A 20268-nucleotide genomic window follows, 5' to 3' on the forward strand; every position below is an offset into this window, starting at 1 on the left:
GAGAAAGATAACGTGCAAATTCAAAGTGGTCGTCCCAAAGATTTAGAAAAGAGAGCCAAAATCTTGCAGGCTGCAAAAGCTATTTTCTTAAAAATGGGTTATGACGCTGCCAATATGAATCAAATTGCCAAAGAAGCAGGTGTGACTAAACTGACGGTGTATAACCACTTCCAAGATAAAGCCAATTTGTTTATTTGTGCGATTGAGGAAACCTGTGAAGAATCAATTTGTGCAAAAGAATTTGTACTCACAGCAGAAACCAATTTTGAACAAGCGCTTTATCTAATGTGTCATCGTGCCCTCAGTATTATTTATTTACCTGAAGCGATTAAGTTAGACCGCGTCCTATTTGAATTAGCTGCCGAAAATAGTCCATTAACGAAACAATTTTTTGATGCATCACACACGCGTATGAGCCATGTGTGGTGTGATTTTTTTGAGCAAGCGATTAGGCTGCAATTTATTCAGGCAGATGATCCACTCAAGCAGACATCGCTCATCATATCGTTGATGCTAGGGGTACGTCATCACAGCGTTTTACTCGGGCTAGATACGGTTCCTTCAGCCGATGAATTAGATCAGGTGATCCAACAAGCAATCGAGATATTTTTGCTTAAATATCAAACTAAAAGTTAGAGAATTTTCACATTTTTTTACGTTCTGCTCTTGGATTGTTGCTCAATCACGCTATAGTCAAATGAGAACATCAGGAGAAATAGAATGATTCAGCAAATCACTGCTCCATTACGTGAAGATGTCCGCTTATTGGGCAATCTACTCGGTGAGACCCTAAAACAACATGCAGGGCAAGATTTGTTTAATCAAATCGAACAAATTCGCGCATTAGCCAAAGGCGCTCGTGACGGTCAAATCGAAGCAGAAAAGCAATTAGAACAACTTTTCCTTGGTTTAAAAGATGAAGAAATCTTGCCACTGACGCGTGCATTCTCACATTTTTTAAACTTTGCAAATATTGCCGAGCAGTACCATGTGGTACGCAATCGTCGTCAGGCTGAGTTTGACGAGCAAGTCCCCAACCCTAACCCTCTCGCACCACTATTCGAAAAGTTCAAAACACAACAAATTTCGGCACAACAACTATTCCAACAAATTTGTGACCTGAATATTGAATTGGTATTGACCGCTCATCCAACGGAGATTAGCCGTCGCACCTTGATTCAAAAATATGATGATATTACCGATTGTCTTTCTCGACTGGATCAACAAAAGTTAACGCCAAAAGAGCGTCAGCAAGCCATTGCGGTACTCAAGCAGCTTATCAGTTCTGCTTGGCAAACGGATGAGATTCGACAACACCGCCCAACCCCAGTAGATGAAGCCAAATGGGGCTTTGCAACCATTGAGCAATCGTTATGGAATGCAGTGCCTAAATTTATCCGTGAGCTGAATGAACTTACTCAGCAACATTGTCAAAAGGAGCTACCACTCGACATCGCCCCAATCCGTTTTGCATCTTGGATGGGTGGAGATCGTGATGGTAATCCAAATGTCACCCATCAAGTGACTCAAGAGGTGCTGTGGTTATCACGCTGGCAAGCGGCTGATTTATATCTCCGTGATATCGAAAATTTACGCTGGGAACTCTCCATCCAAAGTTGCTCGCAAGAATTAACAGATGCGTTGGGTTATGCCCATCCTGAGCCTTATCGAGAATATTTGCGTGACACCCGTGAACGTTTAAAAGCCACCCGAACTTGGTTAGGGCAGCGTCTTCAGGGCATTGAAGGGGATGACAGCAATATTATTCGAACCAAGGATGAACTGTTAGCGCCCTTATTGCTTTGCTACCGCTCACTGATGGACCGTAATCTCGCCGAGATTGCCAATGGGCAATTGCTGGATTTTATTTACCGTGTGAACTGCTTTGGTATTGAGCTGCTAAAACTCGATATTCGCCAAGAATCAGGGCGGCATCGCCAAGCTGTTTCAGCCATTACTGAATATTTAGGCTTAGGTAATTTTGAGTCATGGACAGAACAAGCACGACAAAACTTCTTGATTCAAGAACTTCAAAGTAAGCGCCCATTACTTCCAAAGTTTTTTAATGAGCCTGAAGGCAGCCTCATTCAGCATCCTGATGTACTGGAAGTGTTTGCTACCATGCGTACCTTAGCTGAACAACCAGCAGAGAGCTTAGGTGCTTATATTATCTCCATGGCAGAATATCCAAGCGATGTATTGGCGGTTTTATTACTACAAAAAGAAGCCGGCATTCAACATCCGCTTCGTGTAGTGCCTTTATTTGAAACTTTAAAAGATCTCGATGGCGCAGCCAAAACCATGGATACCTTGTTCAATATGCATTGGTACAAACAGCATATTCAAGCTAAACATGAAGTCATGATTGGCTATTCGGATTCTGCTAAAGATGCAGGTTTTATGTCTGCCAACTGGGCACAATATCGTGCACAAGAAGAATTGACTGCAATTGCTAAAAAACATGGCGTACAACTGACCTTATTCCATGGTCGTGGCGGCTCGATCAGTCGTGGGGGTGCTCCAACCCAACAAGCTTTATTTTCTCAGCCACCGGGGTCGATCTCAGGGGCGATTCGGGTGACTGAACAAGGTGAAATGATTCGCTTTAAGTTTGGGTTAGAAGGAATTGCCTTACAAAACTTAGAGATTTATACCGCTGCGACACTTGAAGCGACCTTGCTTCCCCCTCCTGTACCAAAGCAAGAGTGGCGCGCTTTGATGAATCAAATGACGGATTTATCGGTTCAAGTCTATCGTCAGACCGTACGTGAAAATCCAAACTTTGTGCGTTATCTTCGAACCGTTACACCAGAATTAGAGTTGCAAATGTTACCTCTCGGTTCTCGTCCAGCGAAACGTAAAGTCAGTGGTGGAATCGAATCACTTCGTGCAATTCCATGGGTATTCGCATGGACACAGATTCGCTTGATGCTTCCCGCTTGGCTCGGTACAGGCACGGCGATTAATCAAGTTCACGAACAACACAAGAAAACCTTGGATGAGATGCTGGAGCAGTGGCCTTATTTCCAAACGTTGATTGATATGTTGGAAATGGTGTTGTCCAAATCCGATGCTGATATTGCCTTGTATTACGAATCCCATCTCACACAGGATCAGGATCTCAAAGTATTGGGCGTAGAACTGCGCCAACGCTTGCAAAATGCGGTGGATACCTTATTGAGACTCAAAGGTGAATCAAAACTACTGAGCAACAATGAGGTATTGGATCAATCAATGCAGGTACGCAAGCCTTATTTACTCCCCTTGCATTTACTACAAGCAGAATTGATGAAACGTCGTCGTGTTTATCTGGCTGAGCATCAGACTGAACACAGCCCTGTTGATCATGCCTTGATGGTGAGTATCGCGGGGATTGCAGCGGGTTTACGCAACACAGGCTAAGCCCTTATACACAAGGTCGCCATCAACAGAAATCATCGCTGTTGATGGCAGCATTGGCAAAATATTCCATTTCTATGAAAATTTTTAGAAAAAATTTAAAAAATTATTTTGAAAATAAGATAGTTAACTTTTCAAGCAATCTAAGCAAAATAAAGAATAAATCCGATAAGTTATTTTGAAACATATTTTACCAAAAGGTAAAAATATCAAACTTCAAAGCCTGATCTTCCCCACCTCTCCCAGATCAATAGGTTAAAGCTGGTTTTAATAAAGAGTATGATACGCGCTGATATCACATCATGAGTCTAATTTATGTCCAGTTGGTTTCCAAAATGGCAACCGTATCAGGGAAAGATTGATCATCGCCCTGTTGCGACCAATGAATATTTACCGCCCTTACAAAGTGCGGTGCTAGGGGTTCAACACGCATTTGCAATGTTCGGAGCAACGGTATTGGCACCGTTACTCATGGGCTTTAGCCCAAATCTGGCCATTCTGATGTCAGGGATTTGTACCATCCTGTTTTTCTTCATGACGGGTGGACGTGTTCCCAGCTATTTAGGCTCAAGCTTTGCTTTTATTGGTGTAGTCGCAGCCGCAACAGGACACATTACGGGCTCAGGAGCGAATCCCAATTTATCGGTCGCTTTAGGTGGCATCATTGCATGTGGTGTACTGTATACACTGATTGGTTTTGCGGTGATGCTGACAGGAACACGCTGGATTGAAAAATTAATGCCACCTGTAGTAACAGGTGCTGTGGTGATGATTATCGGTTTAAATCTCGCACCAATCACCATCAAAAGCGTTGCAGGACAACCTTTTGAAATGTGGATGGCATTGATCACGGTCTTGAGTATGGGACTGATTGCTGTCTTTACCAAAGGCTTATTACAGCGTTTACTCCTGCTCGTCGGTTTATTGGTTGCATATGCAATTTATGCGATTGCCACTAATGTTTTGGGACTCGGCAAAGCCATTGATTTCTCGCAAATCGCAGCGGCGCCTTGGTTCGGTATTCCAAGTTTTTCACATCCGACCTTTGAGTTGAATGCAATGTTGATCATTGCCCCTGTTGCCTTAATTTTAGTCGCCGAAAATTTGGGTCACATTAAAGCAGTCGGTGCGATGACTGGAGAAAACCTCACTCCTCAGCTCGGTAAAGCTTTTGTCGCGGATGGCGTTGCGACCACCTTATCAGGAAGTGTCGGTGCGCCAGGTATGACCACGTATGGCGAAAATATTGGGGTTATGGCTGTAACCCGTGTTTATTCCACGATTATTTTTGTCATCGCAGGCGTATTCGCGATCTTCCTCGGGCTTTCGCCTAAGTTTGGTGCCGTGATCAGTACCATTCCGACTGCCGTGTTAACAGGTGCTTCGATCGTGGTATTTGGGTTGATTACCATTGCAGGGGCTAAAATCTGGATCGAAAATAAAGTTGATTTCTCCAATAATAAAAATCTAATTGTTGCTTCAGTGACCGTGATTCTTGGTGCAGGAAACTTTGAATTACTATTTGGTAGCTTTAATTTAGGTGGGATTGGTACCGCTACTTTTGCAGCCATTTTATTAAACTTATTATTTAGCATAAAAGATAAAAACTAAAATTCAAGGCAGCGCTAAGCTGCCTTTTTTATTCATATCATTATCCCGCTATCTCGCCTGAATCTAAGGTATGATGAGTTTTTAACTTTCAATAAATTCGCTTATGCGTTTTGATTTTTTTGATTTACAACTGGTTCTACATATTGTCAGCACGGGGAGTTTGACCAAAGGTGCTGAGCGTTCCGCAATTTCTCTACAAGCCGCCAGCGAACGGATGAAGAAGCTGGAACAATATTTTGAAACTCCGTTATTTATTCGACACCCCACAGGGGTTGAGTTAACCACGGCAGGACATGCCTTGGTTGAGCACGCACAACGCCTCATGTCACAAAAAAATCAACTTGAACAAGACATGCAACGTTTTCGGGACATCACGCCTCAATCCTTGACATTGTGGTGTAATTCTTCTGCCCAAAGTGAATATTTACCCACACTATTACCTCAGTACCTTGTCCATCATCCCGAAATCAATCTAGACTTGCATGAGGCAGAAAGCTCAGAAATTGTTGATGCGCTCACCCAAGGCATCGCCAGACTAGGTCTAGTGTCCAGCTTTTTTGACACCCGACACTTACACACAAAAGACTTTGCTAGTGATCCTTTGGTGTTGATTTGTCCGATCTCACATGCTTTGGCACAACATCATCATATCAATTTGCTTGATACTTTGAACTATAGCTTTATTGGCTTGATGCCCCATCACTCTTTGCAGCAATCAATTGATACCCAAGCCAAATTATTAGGTTTTGACATCCAATATCGTCTACGACTCCCCAATTTTTCGGCGATCGCTGAGGTGGTCACCAAAGGTGTCGGTATTGCCATCATACCTGCACGTGCTGCACAACGCTTACATGCAAATTATCATTTTCATTCGGTACAATTACTCGGTGCATGGGCAAATCGTAAACTGCTTTTGGCCACACAAGACTTCGATCAACTTCCATTATGCTATCAACAATTTGCGGATTTTTTATTGCAACATCGTCCTTAGAAATTGATCAATGTAAAAACATATATCCGCCCAGTGCCACTAAACCCATAAAAAAAATACGGCGAAACTTCTGTTCATCCAATTGATAACGTATTTTTTTACCAAACCACATTCCGATCAATGCAGCTAACAACGCCAAAATAGACAATCGATAATCTAAGACCACACCTGACATCGGGTTATGATGCAAAAAAACCGCCAAACAAATCGTAGAAACGGTAAAAGTAAGCCCAAGTGCTTGTACTAACTCATCTCGTTTAAGCTGTAAAGATTGTAAATACGGTACAACAGGAATAATGATCACACCTGTCGCCACTGTCACAGCCCCTCCCAGATATCCAATCACAGGAGATAACCAGCGTTCATGGGCAGTCAATTGTGGAAGTTTATTCACACATAAACCATAAAGCCCATAGATCGCCAACATACTGCCTAGGAGCAATTCACTACTTTGACCGTGGCTTTGATTCAATGTGGGTAGAAAACTCCAGATTGACCCAATCACAATCCCAAATAATAAAGACCAAAAACGACGAATAAACGCCCAAACTCGCCCTTCGGCAAAAAGTTGCCAGATATTGGTGACCATAGAGGGAACGATGAGTAAAGCAGCAGCCTGAAAGGGACTCATTGCAATCGTGAGCAATCCCATTGAAACGGCGGGTAGCCCCAGACCAATCATGCCTTTAATCATGCCTGCAAAGGCAAAAACCAACACGATTATTGCTAAAAAAGTCACTGCTTAACTCCGATCTGTTATCGGAATGATGTTAAGCAAAAACAGTAGCTTGCCCTATTCTTTATTTTAGGAGGAGGCCTCAATGAGAGCTTGAGGCCATTTTATATTTTTCTTCGAGTACGTTGCTTAAAATACTTTCAATCATCCAAACCCGATACAAACTGTTAAACACATAGCTTTGCTCGTCGATACGCAACTCTAAAACAGGAAAATCAGGTTGGTGCTTCTGCTGACAGAGCTCATCATTTTGCTTTAATAGCAACTCAACATCCTGTTCAGTCAATTGCGTAATCCCCAAATGCCGCTGCAGTCGTTGGAAGTGGGGTTTAAAAGAAAGATCCTTTCCTCGCGTCCAAACTGCTTCCAAAATTTGGTGAATACAATCCACCTGCTCATCGTTCGGTACACTATAGAATAGCTTCGCCATCTCATAAGTCGCTTCTTTGGACGGACGGCAAAATGGTGTAAACATCACCTCCGTTCGTTTAGAAACACGTGTCGCCAAACTCCAATCAAACCAATCACGACCTTGATAACTCAGTGGGTAAATGTTGAGCTGAATATTATAATAATCCGCGAGTTCTTCTTTGATATAAGCCAATAATAACCAACTCATTGGATCTTCGAGGGCGATATACAAATCTAATTCAGCATGCATGGCCTGAATTTCTGTTAAAGATTCAGTGTCATTAATTAAATGCTCACGCCATTCGATGTGATTAATGAGAAAAATAGGCGTTTCTGTCAATAATTTTTGTTGTTTTAAACGTCGTGTTAAACGCAATAAATCATCAACTGCTTGGTACTTCCGCTCACTCAATTCGAAATAGCTGGCTGCGACAGGAATATCTTTAAAGATCCGTTCAGGATAATCCTGCGGCTTTTGGTGTCGACTCGCCATGGTATAGAGCGTGCGTAATTTTCCATATTGCTGTTGCCACAACATATGAAAAACATCTTCTAGCAAATGTAAAAAATTTTGTTCTCTTAACGGTGTGTTTCTTAGAATCGTTTCTGCTTGTTGTAATGCTTCAGGATGAGGAATTTCAGGGGTTTCATCAAAACCAAAACGGTGCTGCTTGGCCAAAATCTTGGCATCATTTAAACAATAACGTTGCCAGTCCTGCTGCGACATCCCATTCGGGGGTTCCGCGGCTTGTTTGGAAATAATCACCTTCAATGGCTTTAGCTCATCACTCAGAATTTCATTGAGTTGAGCCAATTGCTGTACTGCTAGATAGCTATAAACATCGTCTAAACGTAGGTAAATGCTTAAACCCTGCTCCGTAGGTAATACCGCCTGACGTGATGGTTTCTGATAAAACCAACTCGATCGGATAGGATCAAACCAACGACGTAACAAAGACATGTCGATCGCCTCTAATGGTCTCAAATAGATGATGGGTAGGTTGTACTCAAACTTGCAATCAAACAAGTGAGCAAATAAGGCTATTCAGTATCTTATAAAATGATAAAAAAGTCCCCCTTAATTATAAGAGGGACTGGATTGGCTTACAAAACTCGTACTGCACCTTTGGCAGCACTGGTTGAATGCAAAGCATAAATCTTTAATGACTTAGAAACTTTACGTTTACGTTCTTCAGCTGGATGCCAACCTTTTGCTTCTTGAACGGTACGACGATGCGCCATTGTTGCATCATCAACATCAAGGTGAATGGTACGATTTGGAATATCAATCTGAATGGTATCGCCATCTTCAACCAGACCAATTGCACCACCTTCTGCTGCTTCTGGTGATACGTGACCAATTGACAAACCTGAAGAACCACCCGAGAAACGACCATCGGTAATCAAGGCACAGTCTTTACCTAAGCCTTTCGACTTCAAATAACTGGTCGGATATAACATTTCTTGCATACCCGGTCCACCACGTGGGCCTTCGTAGCGAATCACAACAATATCACCTGCCACGATTTTATGATCCAAAATCGCTTCCACAGCGGAATCTTGGCTTTCAAAAACACGTGCTGTGCCTGTGAATTTGAGGATTGATTCATCCACACCTGCTGTTTTTACGATACAACCATCTAACGCAATGTTGCCGTAAAGCACTGCCAAGCCACCATCTTTAGAGAAGGCGTGTTCTGCATTACGAATCACACCTTTTTCACGGTCACCATCAAGTGTTGAATAATAACGGTTTTGCGAGAATGCCACTTGCGTAGGAATACCACCCGGTGAAGAGCGGTAGAACTCATATACATCCGCATCTTCAGTGCGAATAATATCCCATTTGTCTAAAGCATCTTTGAGGGTTTTTTCATGTACAGTTGGGCATGAGGTATTCAATAGATTGGCACGGTCTAACTCACCCAAAATCGCCATGATACCGCCTGCACGGTGTACATCTTCCATATGCACATCTGATTTTGCAGGGGCAACTTTAGACAACACTGGTACTTGGCGAGACAAGCGATCAATATCATCCATGGTGAAATCAACTTCTGCTTCGTGTGCAGCTGCAAGTAAATGTAATACGGTGTTGGTTGAACCACCCATTGCAATATCAAGCGTCATGGCATTTTCAAAAGCCGCTTTGGTTGCAATTGAACGTGGCAAAATGCTGTCATCATTTTGTTCATAATAACGTTTCGCCAGTTCAACCACTAAGCGACCTGCTCTTAAGAACAATTTTTCACGATTGGCGTGGGTTGCCACGATTGAACCATTACCTGGAAGCGATAAACCAAGTGCTTCCGTTAAACAGTTCATTGAGTTGGCGGTAAACATACCTGAACATGAACCACAAGTAGGACATGCAGAGCGTTCGAACGCTGCGACTTCTTCATCGGTATAGCTTTCGTCTGCCGCAACCACCATCGCATCGACAAGGTCAATCGCCTTCTCATCGCCACGGAATTTAACTTTACCCGCTTCCATTGGGCCGCCTGATACGAACACCACTGGAATGTTCAAACGCATAGCCGCCATCAACATGCCCGGTGTGATCTTGTCACAGTTCGAGATACATACCATTGCATCGGCACAGTGTGCATTGACCATGTATTCCACTGAGTCCGCGATCAAATCACGCGAAGGCAATGAATACAACATGCCGTCGTGACCCATCGCAATGCCATCATCAACAGCAATGGTATTAAATTCTTTTGCAACGCCACCCGATGCTTCAATTTCTCGCGCAACCAGTTGCCCTAGATCTTTAAGATGCACGTGGCCTGGAACAAATTGGGTAAATGAGTTGACCACCGCAATAATAGGTTTGCCAAAATCTTCATCTTTCATACCTGTCGCACGCCATAAACCGCGCGCGCCAGCCATATTTCTTCCATGTGTTGATGTTTTCGAACGATAATCAGGCATTTTGTATTCCCAACAAGTTTGTGCTCGAGATGAATGGGACATTCTCTCTGGCGAAATGATACTGAGCTAAACCCATCATACTACAAGTTATCGCTTAACTGATGACCACAGAAACTATCTTTTTTTGCTCAAAAGCTATTCCTTCCGTTCAATTAGGGGCTATGGGCTTTTTGGCTTATAATTTGCGGTAAGTTTTCTTTGGATTATCTTCGTGAAAATCATTTTTGCTGGTACGCCCGAATTTGCGGCAACCGCATTGGCGGCATTATTAAAAACATCCCACCAGATTATAGCGGTTTATACTCAGCCTGATCGTAAATCAGGACGTGGGCAAAAACTAACACCCTCTCCTGTAAAGCAACTCGCACTTGAACATGGCTTACCTGTTTTTCAACCCCTGCATTTTAAAGCATCGACTGAAGAAGGTTTAGCTGCTCAACAAGAGTTGGCAGCGTTAGGCGCGGATGTCATGGTGGTCGCTGCTTACGGTTTAATCTTGCCACAAACCGTATTAGATACACCCAAATACGGTTGCTTAAATATTCACGGCTCTCTGTTACCTCGTTGGCGTGGTGCTGCACCGATTCAACGTGCCATTGCCACTGGTGACGATGAAACAGGGATTACCATCATGCAAATGGCAGCAGGCTTGGACACAGGCGATATGATGTATAAAACCTATTGCCCAATCACTGCAGCAGATACCTCTGCAACATTGCATGACAAACTGGCAACGCAAGGTGCTGAAGCGATTTGTACCGTGCTTGAATCAGAACAAAGCCTACAGGACTTCATTGCCAAACGTGAAGTGCAAGATGAAACACACACTGTTTACGCACACAAATTAGTCAAAACAGAAGCACGCATCGACTGGACACAAACGGCAATCCAAATCGATCGCAATATTCGTGCCTTCAATCCTTGGCCTGTGGCTTTTATCCAGCTTGATGAAAATAATGCGCTACGTGTTTGGGGATCAATGCTCTCTCAACATAGCAAAGCAGATGCGCAAATCGGTGAAATCTTGGCGATTGATAAACAAGGTGTACATGTCGCTTGTGGTGATAACAGTACCGTGTGCTTAACCAGTTTACAGTGGTCAGGGGGTAAGGCGCTTAATCCTGTACAAATTGCCCAAACACAAAAATTGAATATTGGACAGATTCTCCCATGAACCCATCAAATCAATCATCTGCAAAAAATTTGAATCTGCGTGCGCAGGTGATCAAAACACTTTTGGCTGTTCAAAATGGGCAATCTCTGTCTTCCGTTTTGAATCAACATATCAATCTGGTGTCTGAACGTGACCGTAGTTTATATCACGAGCTTACTTTAGGTTGTTTACGCCAATGGTATTCTTTAAAAGCCATTACCTTACCATTGCTCACCAAACCATTAGACAATGAAGCACTAGAAAGTTGTTTATATCTTGGTTTATATCAAATTTTATGTACGCGTATTCCTGTACATGCTGCAATTTCAGAAACTGTAAATGCCGCTAAACAACTCGGTTTCGAGCCAATGAGTGGTTTGGTCAATGCGATTCTGCGTCGTGTTTCACGTGAAACAGATGAATTTGAAACAGCTTTGAATAATGCCCATGGTTTACCAAGTTGGTTATTCAAACGACTCAAAAAAGATTGGCCTGAGCAAGTAGAGCCACTCTGCCAAGCCTTAAAACAAGTCGCGCCACTGACCCTGCGCGTCAATGAACGCCAAGTCAGCCGTGACGAATATCTAGATATTTTGGATGAAGAGCAAATCGATGCTCGTGAATGCGAATTTTCTGATGTCGGTATTGTTCTTAGACAAAGTGGCAACATAACGCTTTTACCAGGTTTCGAAGCAGGTGGATTTTCGGTTCAGGATGAACATGCACAGTTATGTGCCACCCTGTTACCCGATTTAGATGGCAAAGTTGTGGTCGATGCATGTGCTGCGCCAGGTGGTAAAACCGCACACATCCTTGAGCGCTTTAATCCTAAAAAGCTGATTGCGATTGACCAAGACCCTAAACGTATTGTTCGTATTGGTGAGAACCTAGAGCGCTTGGCTTTAGATCTAGATAATGTTGAAATTTTAGTTGCTGATGCCACCACGTGGCAGGCGCAAGAACCTGTCGATTGCATCGTGCTGGATGCTCCGTGTTCTGCAACAGGTGTTATTCGTCGCCATCCAGATATTCGCCTACTCAGACAATCTACTGATATTGCTCAAACGGTTGCGTTACAGCAACAAATTTTGCAACAGATGTGGCAACAGCTTAAAGTCGGCGGCACATTGCTCTACATCACCTGCTCAATTTTAAAAGCAGAGAATGAACAGCAAATGGAAAATTTCTTGGCAACACATACCGATGCTAAAGAGATCAAAATCACTGCGGATTGGGGGATGGAGCAGATGCATGGTCGTCAGCTTTTACCTTCTGATCAATCTGGTGATGGTTTTTATTATTGTCGTATCCAGAAAATTGCCTAATACAAACAAGAAAGCCATACATCGATGTATGGCTTTCTGAATTCTGATCTACGTATTTTTATACGCTGTCGTCCTTTTGTTCGGGATGACGCATCAAATGTAGAATTGAGAGCGCCAATCCGCCCCACAATAACGTAATAGCAACAATCATCATGATTAAAGCTGAACTATTCATTCTAATCTCCTAGCGATTCTTTAAGCTGCTCATAAACAACGCACCGATTGCGCAGAATAAGATACAACCCCAACCAAACCAAAGCTGTAAGCTCATTGCATAATCACCATAACCTTTTTGCAATAAAGCACTTAATGCAAGACCCAGTGTTGAAATCAAAACTGCTGGCGTCACGATTGTTAACGTAAGCTCCCAAACTGGACCAAGATGTACAGTTGAAACACGATTAACATGCTGCTCCAATTGTTTCATCAATGAGCGCTTGAACCATGAAACCATGATGATTGACACTAAGGCACCCGAAACAATACCTAAGTTATTGATGAAATGATCGATGATATCGACGAGCTTAATCGCATTGGCACTTGAGAATAAGAAAATCGAAACGGCCCCAGTACCACCACCAATGATCGTAACGGCTTTTGCACGGCTCCAATTCAATTTGTCCTGCATCGCAGAAATTGGCACCTGTAAGATACTTACCATTGAGGATACGCCCGCTACAAACAGCGAGGCGAAGAATAAAACCCCGAACAACTCAGCCCCTGCACCCAAGCTCGAAATGATCTTTGGAAATGCAATAAACGCTAAGCCAATCCCGCCACTTACCACATCTTGAACGCTTGTGCCTGCCGCATGTGCCATAAAGCCTAACGCCGCGAAAACACCAATACCCGCTAAGATTTCAAACGATGAGTTAGCGAAACCGACAACTAGGCCAGAACCCGTCAAATTGGTTTTTGGTTTCAGATAAGACGCATAGGTCACCATGATCCCAAATCCAATCGACAAGGAAAAGAAGATATGACCATAAGCAGCCAACCAAACTTTATAGTTCTTCATCGCTTCCCAGTTTGGGGTGAAGAATGCATTCAGACCATCTACCGCACCAGGTAAACGTAATGCTTGGATAACCAAAACACCAAACAAGACAAGTAAGATCGGCATGAAAATACGGTTAGCAAGCTCAACCCCTTTTCGTACACCACCATACAAAATGAATAGTACTAAAGCCCACACCCCGATCAACGGCCAAAATAAATGACTGATAAAGGTCATATCAAAGCCTGAAGATTGTGAAGTCGCTAAAAAGTTACTAAAGAAGAAGCTTTCTGGGTCTGTGCCCCAGCTTTGACCGAAAGAGAAATAAATATAACTCCCTGCCCACGTCAGTACACTGGCGTAATACAAGGCAATCACGATACACACACAAGCTTGCCACCACCCCAAAGGTTCTGCTGGCTTGCTGAGCTGTTGATACGCTTTTGGTGGGGCACCGTTGCTACGATGACCCACGGCATAGTCTAAAAATAACAACGGTAAACCCGCTGTTAACAATGCAACCAAATAAGGGATCAAAAACGCACCACCGCCGTTCTCATATGCAACATAAGGGAATCGCCAAATGTTTCCTAATCCGATCGCCGAACCGATTGCGGCAATAATAAAACCTGATCGCGCCGACCAGTGCTCACGAGTATCTGTCATAAAAATAACCTAATCCTAAGGTAACTTTCGATGCTGCTGTTCTCTGATTGTTATACTGCTAGCAAAAAAAGTACCAATACAAATCCTATTATTGTTTGAACTAGAAAAAACCTTTTGAGTTTTATTTTCTTGTCTCCAAACCAGTAAAAATTAGAAAATCTTTCCTTAAAAAATTTCACTAATTTTTACCCGTTGATGATTGAACAATACCCTTTTTTATTTATTTTTACTGTAAATTCTGCAAAAAAAATCTGCCGTTCATCGCTAATTCCGACACAATTGTTTATTTTTCAGCTGAATCGAGGAGATGGCTTTAAATTTATCAGTTGATTGAAAACTTAAGCCACGCCTCCTCTATTTACAGGCATTTAGTTTTTGATTCGATAATGCCCAGTGATCTTATACTGAAATAAAATATCGGATTCTTCCGTACCGCGACCGATATTATGCAAAATTAATGGTGTTTTCTGTAGAAAGCTTTTTTTGTCCGAGACTATACCAATGTGTACCAATCCTTGACCTAAATCCCAAGTAACAATATCTCCAGCACGATATTGTTGGTCAGTGATTCGATAACCTTTTCGCTGGAAATAGGTTGCAATGTTGGGCACTCGCCGATGATCGATATTTTTATCGGGTGCTTTGAGTCCCCATTTATTTGGATACACGCTGAAATGCTTACGCATGTCCTCATGTATACGTTGTTGTAAATCGATGCCCTGCTGTCGGAGTGCTCGTACAACCACGTCAGTACATACCCCTTTGATCAGTGGAACGTCGCCCATGGGATAATCCAAACGGGTGTAGGCGGGATCATAATATTGAGTAACCCCGATTTGTTTTCTGGCATCGGTTACAAGCTGCTGAGAGGAAAATGCCGATACAGACATGCTCCATGCTAGGCAAATGGTCAGTAAAATTGGTTTCCACAATCTCATCATAATGTCTCTTTAATCACCAGTAAGCGCTCTTCTTGCATATCACAAATTGCAGCATGAATCCCCTCACGCCCCAAACCAGAATCTTTCACGCCGCCATAGGGCATATTGTCAACGCGAAAGGTGGGAACGTCATTGATAATTACCCCACCTACATGTAAATGATCCCAAGCGTACAGCATATGATTTAGGCGTTGGGTATAGACACCTGCTTGTAAACCAAAACGACTTTGATTAATGGTCGCAATGCCCTGCTCAAAGGTTTTAAATTTTTCTAAAATTGCGACGGGACCAAAGGCTTCATCTTTATAAATCTCAAGCTTGGCATCAACATTTTCCAGCAATGTGGGTTCCAGTAAAACACCTTGCAGATTTCCGCCGATCAGTATCTTTGCTCCTTTCTTCTCTGCCTTATCGATCCACTTTTTGAGACGAGTTGCTTCTGCTGCCTTGATCATTGGACCCACCAATGTGGTAGATAAGCTTGGGTCATCCGCTTTGATCTTTTTCAGTTTTGCCAATAATTTCTTTTTCACTTCGGCATAAATATCAGCATGTATTAAGATACGCTGCACACTAATACAAATCTGACCTGCATGCCCATAAGCCGCGCTCACTAAGCGGTCAATCAAAGCATCATCGACCAATGTATCTGCATCAATGAGTACCGCGGCATTGCCTCCTAGTTCTAAAGTCACCTTCTTGCGACCTGCACGCGCTTTCATATCCCAACCCACCTGATCAGAACCTGTAAAGCTCAGCATTTTAAAACGATCATCGGTCACTAAAATATCTGCAGCTTGTCGTTCACAAGGCAATATAGACCAAGCGCCTTTCGGTAAGTCCGTCTCTGCCAGTACTTCGGCAATTTTCAACGCACTAATCGGCGTTAAACTCGCAGGTTTCAGTACGAATGGACAACCTGCAGCAATAGCTGGGGCAATTTTATGTGCAACTAAATTCAGTGGAAAATTAAACGGACTAATGAGAGATACAGCACCAATCGGTACTTGCTTGACCATACCACGATAGCGTGCTGCTGCGGGCGTAACAGCCAAAGGTAACACACGTCCCTCATCGATTTGAGTGACTGCATCCGCTGCCAACTGAAAAGTATTAATCAAACGTTCCACCTCTGCACTTGCTGCATTGCGTGGTTTGCCGCCTTCAGCAATTAAAATTTCAGTCAATTCATCACGTAATTCATTAAATCGTTTCACACAATGCAGTAAGATTTTTTGCTTTTGATACGGTTTTAATGCGGCCATCTCTACTTCAGCTTTGACTGAGGCTACGATTGCTTTTTCTAGCACTTTGTCATCTGCCACAGCAACACGAGCAAAAACGGTCTGCTGATATTTATTCTGAACCTCTAGCCACTGCCCTGTACTCACCGCTTTACCCGCCACATACAGTGGATAATCCTTCACATTTTCTAGCTCTGTCATTGTTGTTGTCTCTTTGCAAAAAATTAAAAATAGACTACTGCATCTTTACCTTGTTCACTATATGATGCGCCCAATCACAGATGAATTCACAACAATTCATTACGCTTTTGATATGAATTAGGACAATACGATGAAAAAATTAAAAATATCAATCTTGGCTTTAGGGACAAGTCTTTGTGGTCTAGCACAAGCAGATGTGATGGGTGTTAAAGCAGATGCGAGCTACTGGTTTTATGATGGAAAAGCTCAGGTTAAGCCAAATAATATAAGCTCTCTATCGAATCATATAGGTGCAGATAGTCTTTTATTAGATCCATATGCGGGTTATAGAGAATATGATTTAGAGCGCAAAGGTTCAGCTCAGATATCTCTTGCATTTGAACACCCAATTCCATTGATTCCAAATGCAAAGATTCGCTATGTGAATCTAAAATCACAAACTGAAAAAGAAGTCGCGGGCCAACCGATTTATGATCTCGATATCGATCATACCGATTTTATTTTATATTATGAGGTCTTAGACAATATCGTCGATGCAGATGTCGGTTTAGGGGCAACCACTTTAAATGGTCATGTTCAAACCTTATCTGCAAGCAAAACAGATATTGATAAAACCGTTCCTGTGATCTATGGATCCGCAGGGGTCAAGCTACCATTTACAGGTCTCAGCGCTAAAGGCGAGCTGTTATATAGCAACTTCAACGACACAAAAATCACCGATGCTCAAGCCGAACTACAATATAATTTTATTGATAATCTACTGGTCGATGTCGGCCTAAAAGCAGGCTATCGTGTCTTAGATATTAAATTGGATGACTACAAAAAAAATGATCTCAAATTTGATTTCAAAGGACCTTATATCGGGATCGACATTCACTTCTAATATTGAATAGCGCATAAAAAAGCCCTGAATCACTCAGGGCTTTTTTTATTTATAATTGAATTGGAAATACCAACAGCAGCAGTAGCACCGTAATAGCCCCGATAAAAATATTCATCGGTAAACCCACCTTGATGAAATCACTAAAACGATAATTTCCTGGCCCTAATACCATCAAGTTGGTTTGATAACCCAGAGGGGTCGCAAAACTTGCCGAAGCCGCCATCATAATCGCAAATACAAATGGAATCGGATTTAAATTCGCCTGTTCAGTAATGGCAAGTACAATCGGCAAAGTCAACAAAGCGGCTGCGTTATTGGTGATCACTTCAGTTAATAGGGAGACAAAGAAATACGTCAAAATCAGCAATAAAATCGCCTCGCCAGCACTAAAATGCACGATGAATTGTGCCAGCATCTCAGCAACGCCTGTCTTCTCTAAAGCAGTACCCAAAGCAAATGACGCCGCAATGGTTAAAATAACCGTCAAATCTAAACTTTTCTCAGCTTGTTTCACCGTCAAACAACGGCAAGCGAGCATCGCACCTGCAGCCAATAATGCTGCATTTAGCATACTCAACACACCAAAACCTGCCGCAGTTACAGCCGCTAGTAAAATCCCCCAAGACAATAATGCTTTGTCATGTTGCAATGGTTCATGATCTAACTCATTTACCAATAGAAAATCTTTATTGTATTTTTGACGTGTTACAAAGGCTGGACGGGCTTCCAATAGCAGCGTATCTCCCGCCTGTAATTTGATATTACCCAAACCACCTTTTAAACGTTCACCATTACGTGCTACAGCCAATACAACTGCGCCATAACGATTACGGAACTTGGAGTCGCGAATGGCACTTCCAATCGCATCACAGTGAGGAGATACCACAGCTTCAACCAATCGGCGACCTGCATGTGTTTCTTCTAAGGCCGACTTTTCATCAATACTATCTGGTGCGACTAAACCATGAATTTTTAATAATTCAGTAATCGCCTCAGTGTCCCCTGCAAAAACGAGACGATCATTGCCAAATAAAATTTCATCTGAAGAAACTGCTGATAAAACCGTTTGTTGACGTTCAATTTCGACCAGATAGACCCGTTTTAAACTTCTGAGACCTGCTGCTGCAACCGATTGCCCCACCAATGGCCCATTCGGGCTGACAATCACTTCTAAAGTAAACTCTCGCAGATTGGAAAACACATTTTGCTCTTGATGATTTGGCAATAACTTGGGTGCAAACCAATACATGATAAACATACCAATGATCGCAACAGGTAAGCCAATAATCGTGATATCAAATATCCCAAAACCCGCTTCGCCTGTAAGCGCTTGGTACTGACCATTAACCACCAAATTAGTACTGGTTCCAATTAACGTAATTGTCCCCCCTAAGATCGCGGTATAACTTAATGGAATCATTAACTTGGAAGGTGCAATCCCAATTTTCTTCGACCAACTATTTAAAGCGGGAATCATCGTGGCAACAACAGGCGTATTATTTAAAAAAGCACTCAGTGGTGCAATTGGCAAAAAGATTCGCAACAGCGCCATACGTTCTGTTTTAGGTGTGCCCAATAGTTTATTCACAAAAAGGTCGATGCCACCGGAGTTGGAAATTCCTGCAGCCACCACAAACATAGCAGCCACAGTAATCAAACCTGAATTACTAAAGCCAGCCAATGCCTCTTGCGCAGTTAATATGCCCGACACGCTTAATATCGTCAAAATTGCCAACATCACGATATGTGGAGCAATTCTTGAAAAAATCAGCGTAAGCAGTCCTGCTAACGTCAATGCTAACGATAACCAACCTTCCCAACCCATGAGGCAGTCTTTCCACAACTATATAATTTTCGGAATTTTATATAGTTAAAGATGATATACAAATGCGATTTACAGCTAACCTTAGCTAAAATTATGATAAGAAAATGCATCTATATAGATTTATCTGGTAATAATCACACAATCCCCCTCGAAAACCTAATGTAAGCCTAAGCCTACATTGATCGGGGAGATTGACGAATATACAGCTCTAGAAATTCACTTTATTATACAAATCATAAAGAGACAGGATGGTCTCATTGAGAATAACAAGATCCACAGGAAGTGGTTGTTTATAGGAAATAAACAACAATAAACTGAATATGAAGAAGCCCCGTCAGGATGATGGGGCTTCTTTTTATTTGTCATTATTATTTTTAGAAACAGAGAAAAGATTTAATTTCATCTAACCAGTGATAGAAATTATATGAATCTAATCTTTATTCAACGAATTTCATAAATTGGTTGATACATATCTCTATATTTATAAATTTTATTTCCCCTTATTTCAAATTCTGCCTGTTCTGAATTCATATAGGGATAGATTTCATTGCCTTTTATTTCATAAACTGGCTGCAAGAGGTTTATGCATTTATAAATTCTATTGCCGCGTATTTCATACATGGTCTGACTAGCAGTCATGTATGTATACAGTTTTTTTCCATTATATTCATTAGACATGTAGGATCTTCTATACTCTTCATTTTATCTAAACAAGATGCCACGTAAATATTTAAAGTTTCTATTATCTTTTAGTTACTTTTTAATCAGAATATAAATTCCAAGCAATAAAAAACACCCCCTCAGCGTTAGCGGAGGGGGTGTTTAGATTTAAAAGCTGGCGATGACTTACTCTCACATGGCAAGTGCCACACTACCATCAGCGCGAAGAGGTTTCACTTCTGAGTTCGGGAAGGGATCAGGTGGTTCACTCTTGCTATTGTCGCCAGC

16 protein-coding genes and 1 rRNA gene are annotated in these 20268 nt (G+C 42.2%); 7 read left to right on the forward strand and 10 right to left on the reverse strand.

Annotated elements, in window-relative coordinates:
- Positions 1 to 12: 12 nt before the first annotated feature.
- The 4 genes from DK207_RS04340 (at position 13) to DK207_RS04355 (ending at position 6004) form a co-directional block, all read left to right on the forward strand.
- On the forward strand, positions 13 to 636 hold the full coding sequence (locus DK207_RS04340) for a TetR/AcrR family transcriptional regulator (protein ID WP_109440125.1): 624 nt from the start codon (positions 13 to 15) through the stop codon (positions 634 to 636).
- A gap of 84 nt (positions 637 to 720) precedes the next feature.
- On the forward strand, positions 721 to 3402 hold the full coding sequence (gene ppc / locus DK207_RS04345; protein WP_109440126.1) for a phosphoenolpyruvate carboxylase: 2682 nt from the start codon (positions 721 to 723) through the stop codon (positions 3400 to 3402).
- A gap of 312 nt (positions 3403 to 3714) precedes the next feature.
- On the forward strand, positions 3715 to 5010 hold the full coding sequence (locus tag DK207_RS04350) for a solute carrier family 23 protein (protein ID WP_109440127.1): 1296 nt from the start codon (positions 3715 to 3717) through the stop codon (positions 5008 to 5010).
- 103 nt (positions 5011 to 5113) lie between these two features.
- Positions 5114 to 6004, forward strand: a complete 891-nt coding sequence (locus tag DK207_RS04355) for a LysR family transcriptional regulator (RefSeq protein WP_109440128.1) — start codon at positions 5114 to 5116, stop codon at positions 6002 to 6004.
- A 7-nt stretch (positions 6005 to 6011) separates the two neighbouring features.
- On the opposite strand, the gene DK207_RS04360 is transcribed toward DK207_RS04355, so the two are convergent.
- From DK207_RS04360 to ilvD, 3 genes are all read right to left on the reverse strand, one after another.
- A complete protein-coding gene (locus DK207_RS04360) occupies positions 6012 to 6743 on the reverse strand; it encodes a sulfite exporter TauE/SafE family protein (RefSeq protein ID WP_213066230.1) in 732 nt (243 codons plus the stop codon).
- A gap of 79 nt (positions 6744 to 6822) precedes the next feature.
- Positions 6823 to 8112: a hypothetical protein gene (locus DK207_RS04365; protein ID WP_109440129.1), complete on the reverse strand. Its 1290-nt coding sequence runs from the start codon at positions 8110 to 8112 to the stop codon at positions 6823 to 6825.
- Positions 8113 to 8255: 143 nt separating this feature from the next.
- Complete coding sequence (ilvD, locus tag DK207_RS04370; protein WP_005087404.1) at positions 8256 to 10085, reverse strand: dihydroxy-acid dehydratase; 1830 nt, start codon at positions 10083 to 10085, stop codon at positions 8256 to 8258.
- A 211-nt stretch (positions 10086 to 10296) separates the two neighbouring features.
- On the opposite strand from ilvD, the gene fmt reads away from it, so the two are divergent.
- A complete protein-coding gene (fmt, locus tag DK207_RS04375; protein WP_005088823.1) occupies positions 10297 to 11259 on the forward strand; it encodes a methionyl-tRNA formyltransferase in 963 nt (320 codons plus the stop codon).
- On the forward strand, positions 11256 to 12563 hold the full coding sequence (gene rsmB, locus DK207_RS04380) for a 16S rRNA (cytosine(967)-C(5))-methyltransferase RsmB (RefSeq protein ID WP_109440130.1): 1308 nt from the start codon (positions 11256 to 11258) through the stop codon (positions 12561 to 12563). The genes fmt and rsmB overlap by 4 nt, the downstream gene beginning before the upstream one ends.
- A gap of 58 nt (positions 12564 to 12621) precedes the next feature.
- Here the strand turns inward: rsmB and DK207_RS04385 are convergent, their stop codons facing one another.
- The 4 genes from DK207_RS04385 to DK207_RS04400 form a co-directional block, all read right to left on the reverse strand.
- Positions 12622 to 12738, reverse strand: a complete 117-nt coding sequence (locus DK207_RS04385) for a methionine/alanine import family NSS transporter small subunit (protein WP_109440131.1) — start codon at positions 12736 to 12738, stop codon at positions 12622 to 12624.
- Between the two features lie 9 nt (positions 12739 to 12747).
- On the reverse strand, positions 12748 to 14226 hold the full coding sequence (locus DK207_RS04390; RefSeq protein WP_109440132.1) for a sodium-dependent transporter: 1479 nt from the start codon (positions 14224 to 14226) through the stop codon (positions 12748 to 12750).
- Between the two features lie 368 nt (positions 14227 to 14594).
- Complete coding sequence (locus DK207_RS04395; protein WP_109440133.1) at positions 14595 to 15167, reverse strand: DUF1287 domain-containing protein; 573 nt, start codon at positions 15165 to 15167, stop codon at positions 14595 to 14597.
- On the reverse strand, positions 15164 to 16612 hold the full coding sequence (locus tag DK207_RS04400; protein WP_109440134.1) for an aldehyde dehydrogenase family protein: 1449 nt from the start codon (positions 16610 to 16612) through the stop codon (positions 15164 to 15166). Before DK207_RS04400 ends, DK207_RS04395 begins: the two co-directional genes overlap by 4 nt.
- A 130-nt stretch (positions 16613 to 16742) precedes the next feature.
- Between DK207_RS04400 and DK207_RS04405 the strand changes: the two genes are divergently transcribed.
- Positions 16743 to 17495, forward strand: coding sequence for a TIGR04219 family outer membrane beta-barrel protein (locus tag DK207_RS04405; RefSeq protein ID WP_109440135.1), 753 nt, complete (start codon positions 16743 to 16745; stop codon positions 17493 to 17495).
- A gap of 49 nt (positions 17496 to 17544) precedes the next feature.
- Here DK207_RS04405 and DK207_RS04410 read toward each other — a convergent pair whose 3' ends face one another.
- From DK207_RS04410 to rrf, 3 genes are all read right to left on the reverse strand, one after another.
- Positions 17545 to 19320 carry an SLC13 family permease gene (locus DK207_RS04410; RefSeq protein WP_109440136.1) on the reverse strand — a complete coding sequence of 592 codons (1776 nt, stop codon included), beginning with the start codon at positions 19318 to 19320 and terminating at the stop codon, positions 17545 to 17547.
- Positions 19321 to 19761: 441 nt separating this feature from the next.
- Positions 19762 to 19998, reverse strand: a complete 237-nt coding sequence (locus tag DK207_RS04415; RefSeq protein ID WP_109440137.1) for a hypothetical protein — start codon at positions 19996 to 19998, stop codon at positions 19762 to 19764.
- Between the two features lie 155 nt (positions 19999 to 20153).
- Positions 20154 to 20268: ribosomal RNA gene (rrf, locus tag DK207_RS04420) — 5S ribosomal RNA — on the reverse strand.

Source organism: Acinetobacter haemolyticus (assembly GCF_900406815.1).
In the GTDB taxonomy this organism is placed as follows: Bacteria; Pseudomonadota; Gammaproteobacteria; order Pseudomonadales; family Moraxellaceae; genus Acinetobacter; species Acinetobacter haemolyticus_A.

Coding starts and splice junctions, on each gene's coding strand:
- ppc (WP_109440126.1), top strand. CDS start 721: ATGATTCAGCAAATCACTGCTCCATTACGTGAAGATGTCCGCTTATTG.
- DK207_RS04350 (WP_109440127.1), top strand. CDS start 3,715: ATGTCCAGTTGGTTTCCAAAATGGCAACCGTATCAGGGAAAGATTGAT.
- DK207_RS04355 (WP_109440128.1), top strand. CDS start 5,114: ATGCGTTTTGATTTTTTTGATTTACAACTGGTTCTACATATTGTCAGC.
- DK207_RS04365 (WP_109440129.1), bottom strand. CDS start 8,112: ATGTCTTTGTTACGTCGTTGGTTTGATCCTATCCGATCGAGTTGGTTT.
- ilvD (WP_005087404.1), bottom strand. CDS start 10,085: ATGCCTGATTATCGTTCGAAAACATCAACACATGGAAGAAATATGGCT.
- rsmB (WP_109440130.1), top strand. CDS start 11,256: ATGAACCCATCAAATCAATCATCTGCAAAAAATTTGAATCTGCGTGCG.
- DK207_RS04385 (WP_109440131.1), bottom strand. CDS start 12,738: ATGAATAGTTCAGCTTTAATCATGATGATTGTTGCTATTACGTTATTG.
- DK207_RS04390 (WP_109440132.1), bottom strand. CDS start 14,226: ATGACAGATACTCGTGAGCACTGGTCGGCGCGATCAGGTTTTATTATT.
- DK207_RS04395 (WP_109440133.1), bottom strand. CDS start 15,167: ATGATGAGATTGTGGAAACCAATTTTACTGACCATTTGCCTAGCATGG.
- DK207_RS04400 (WP_109440134.1), bottom strand. CDS start 16,612: ATGACAGAGCTAGAAAATGTGAAGGATTATCCACTGTATGTGGCGGGT.
- DK207_RS04405 (WP_109440135.1), top strand. CDS start 16,743: ATGAAAAAATTAAAAATATCAATCTTGGCTTTAGGGACAAGTCTTTGT.
- DK207_RS04410 (WP_109440136.1), bottom strand. CDS start 19,320: ATGGGTTGGGAAGGTTGGTTATCGTTAGCATTGACGTTAGCAGGACTG.
- DK207_RS04415 (WP_109440137.1), bottom strand. CDS start 19,998: ATGTCTAATGAATATAATGGAAAAAAACTGTATACATACATGACTGCT.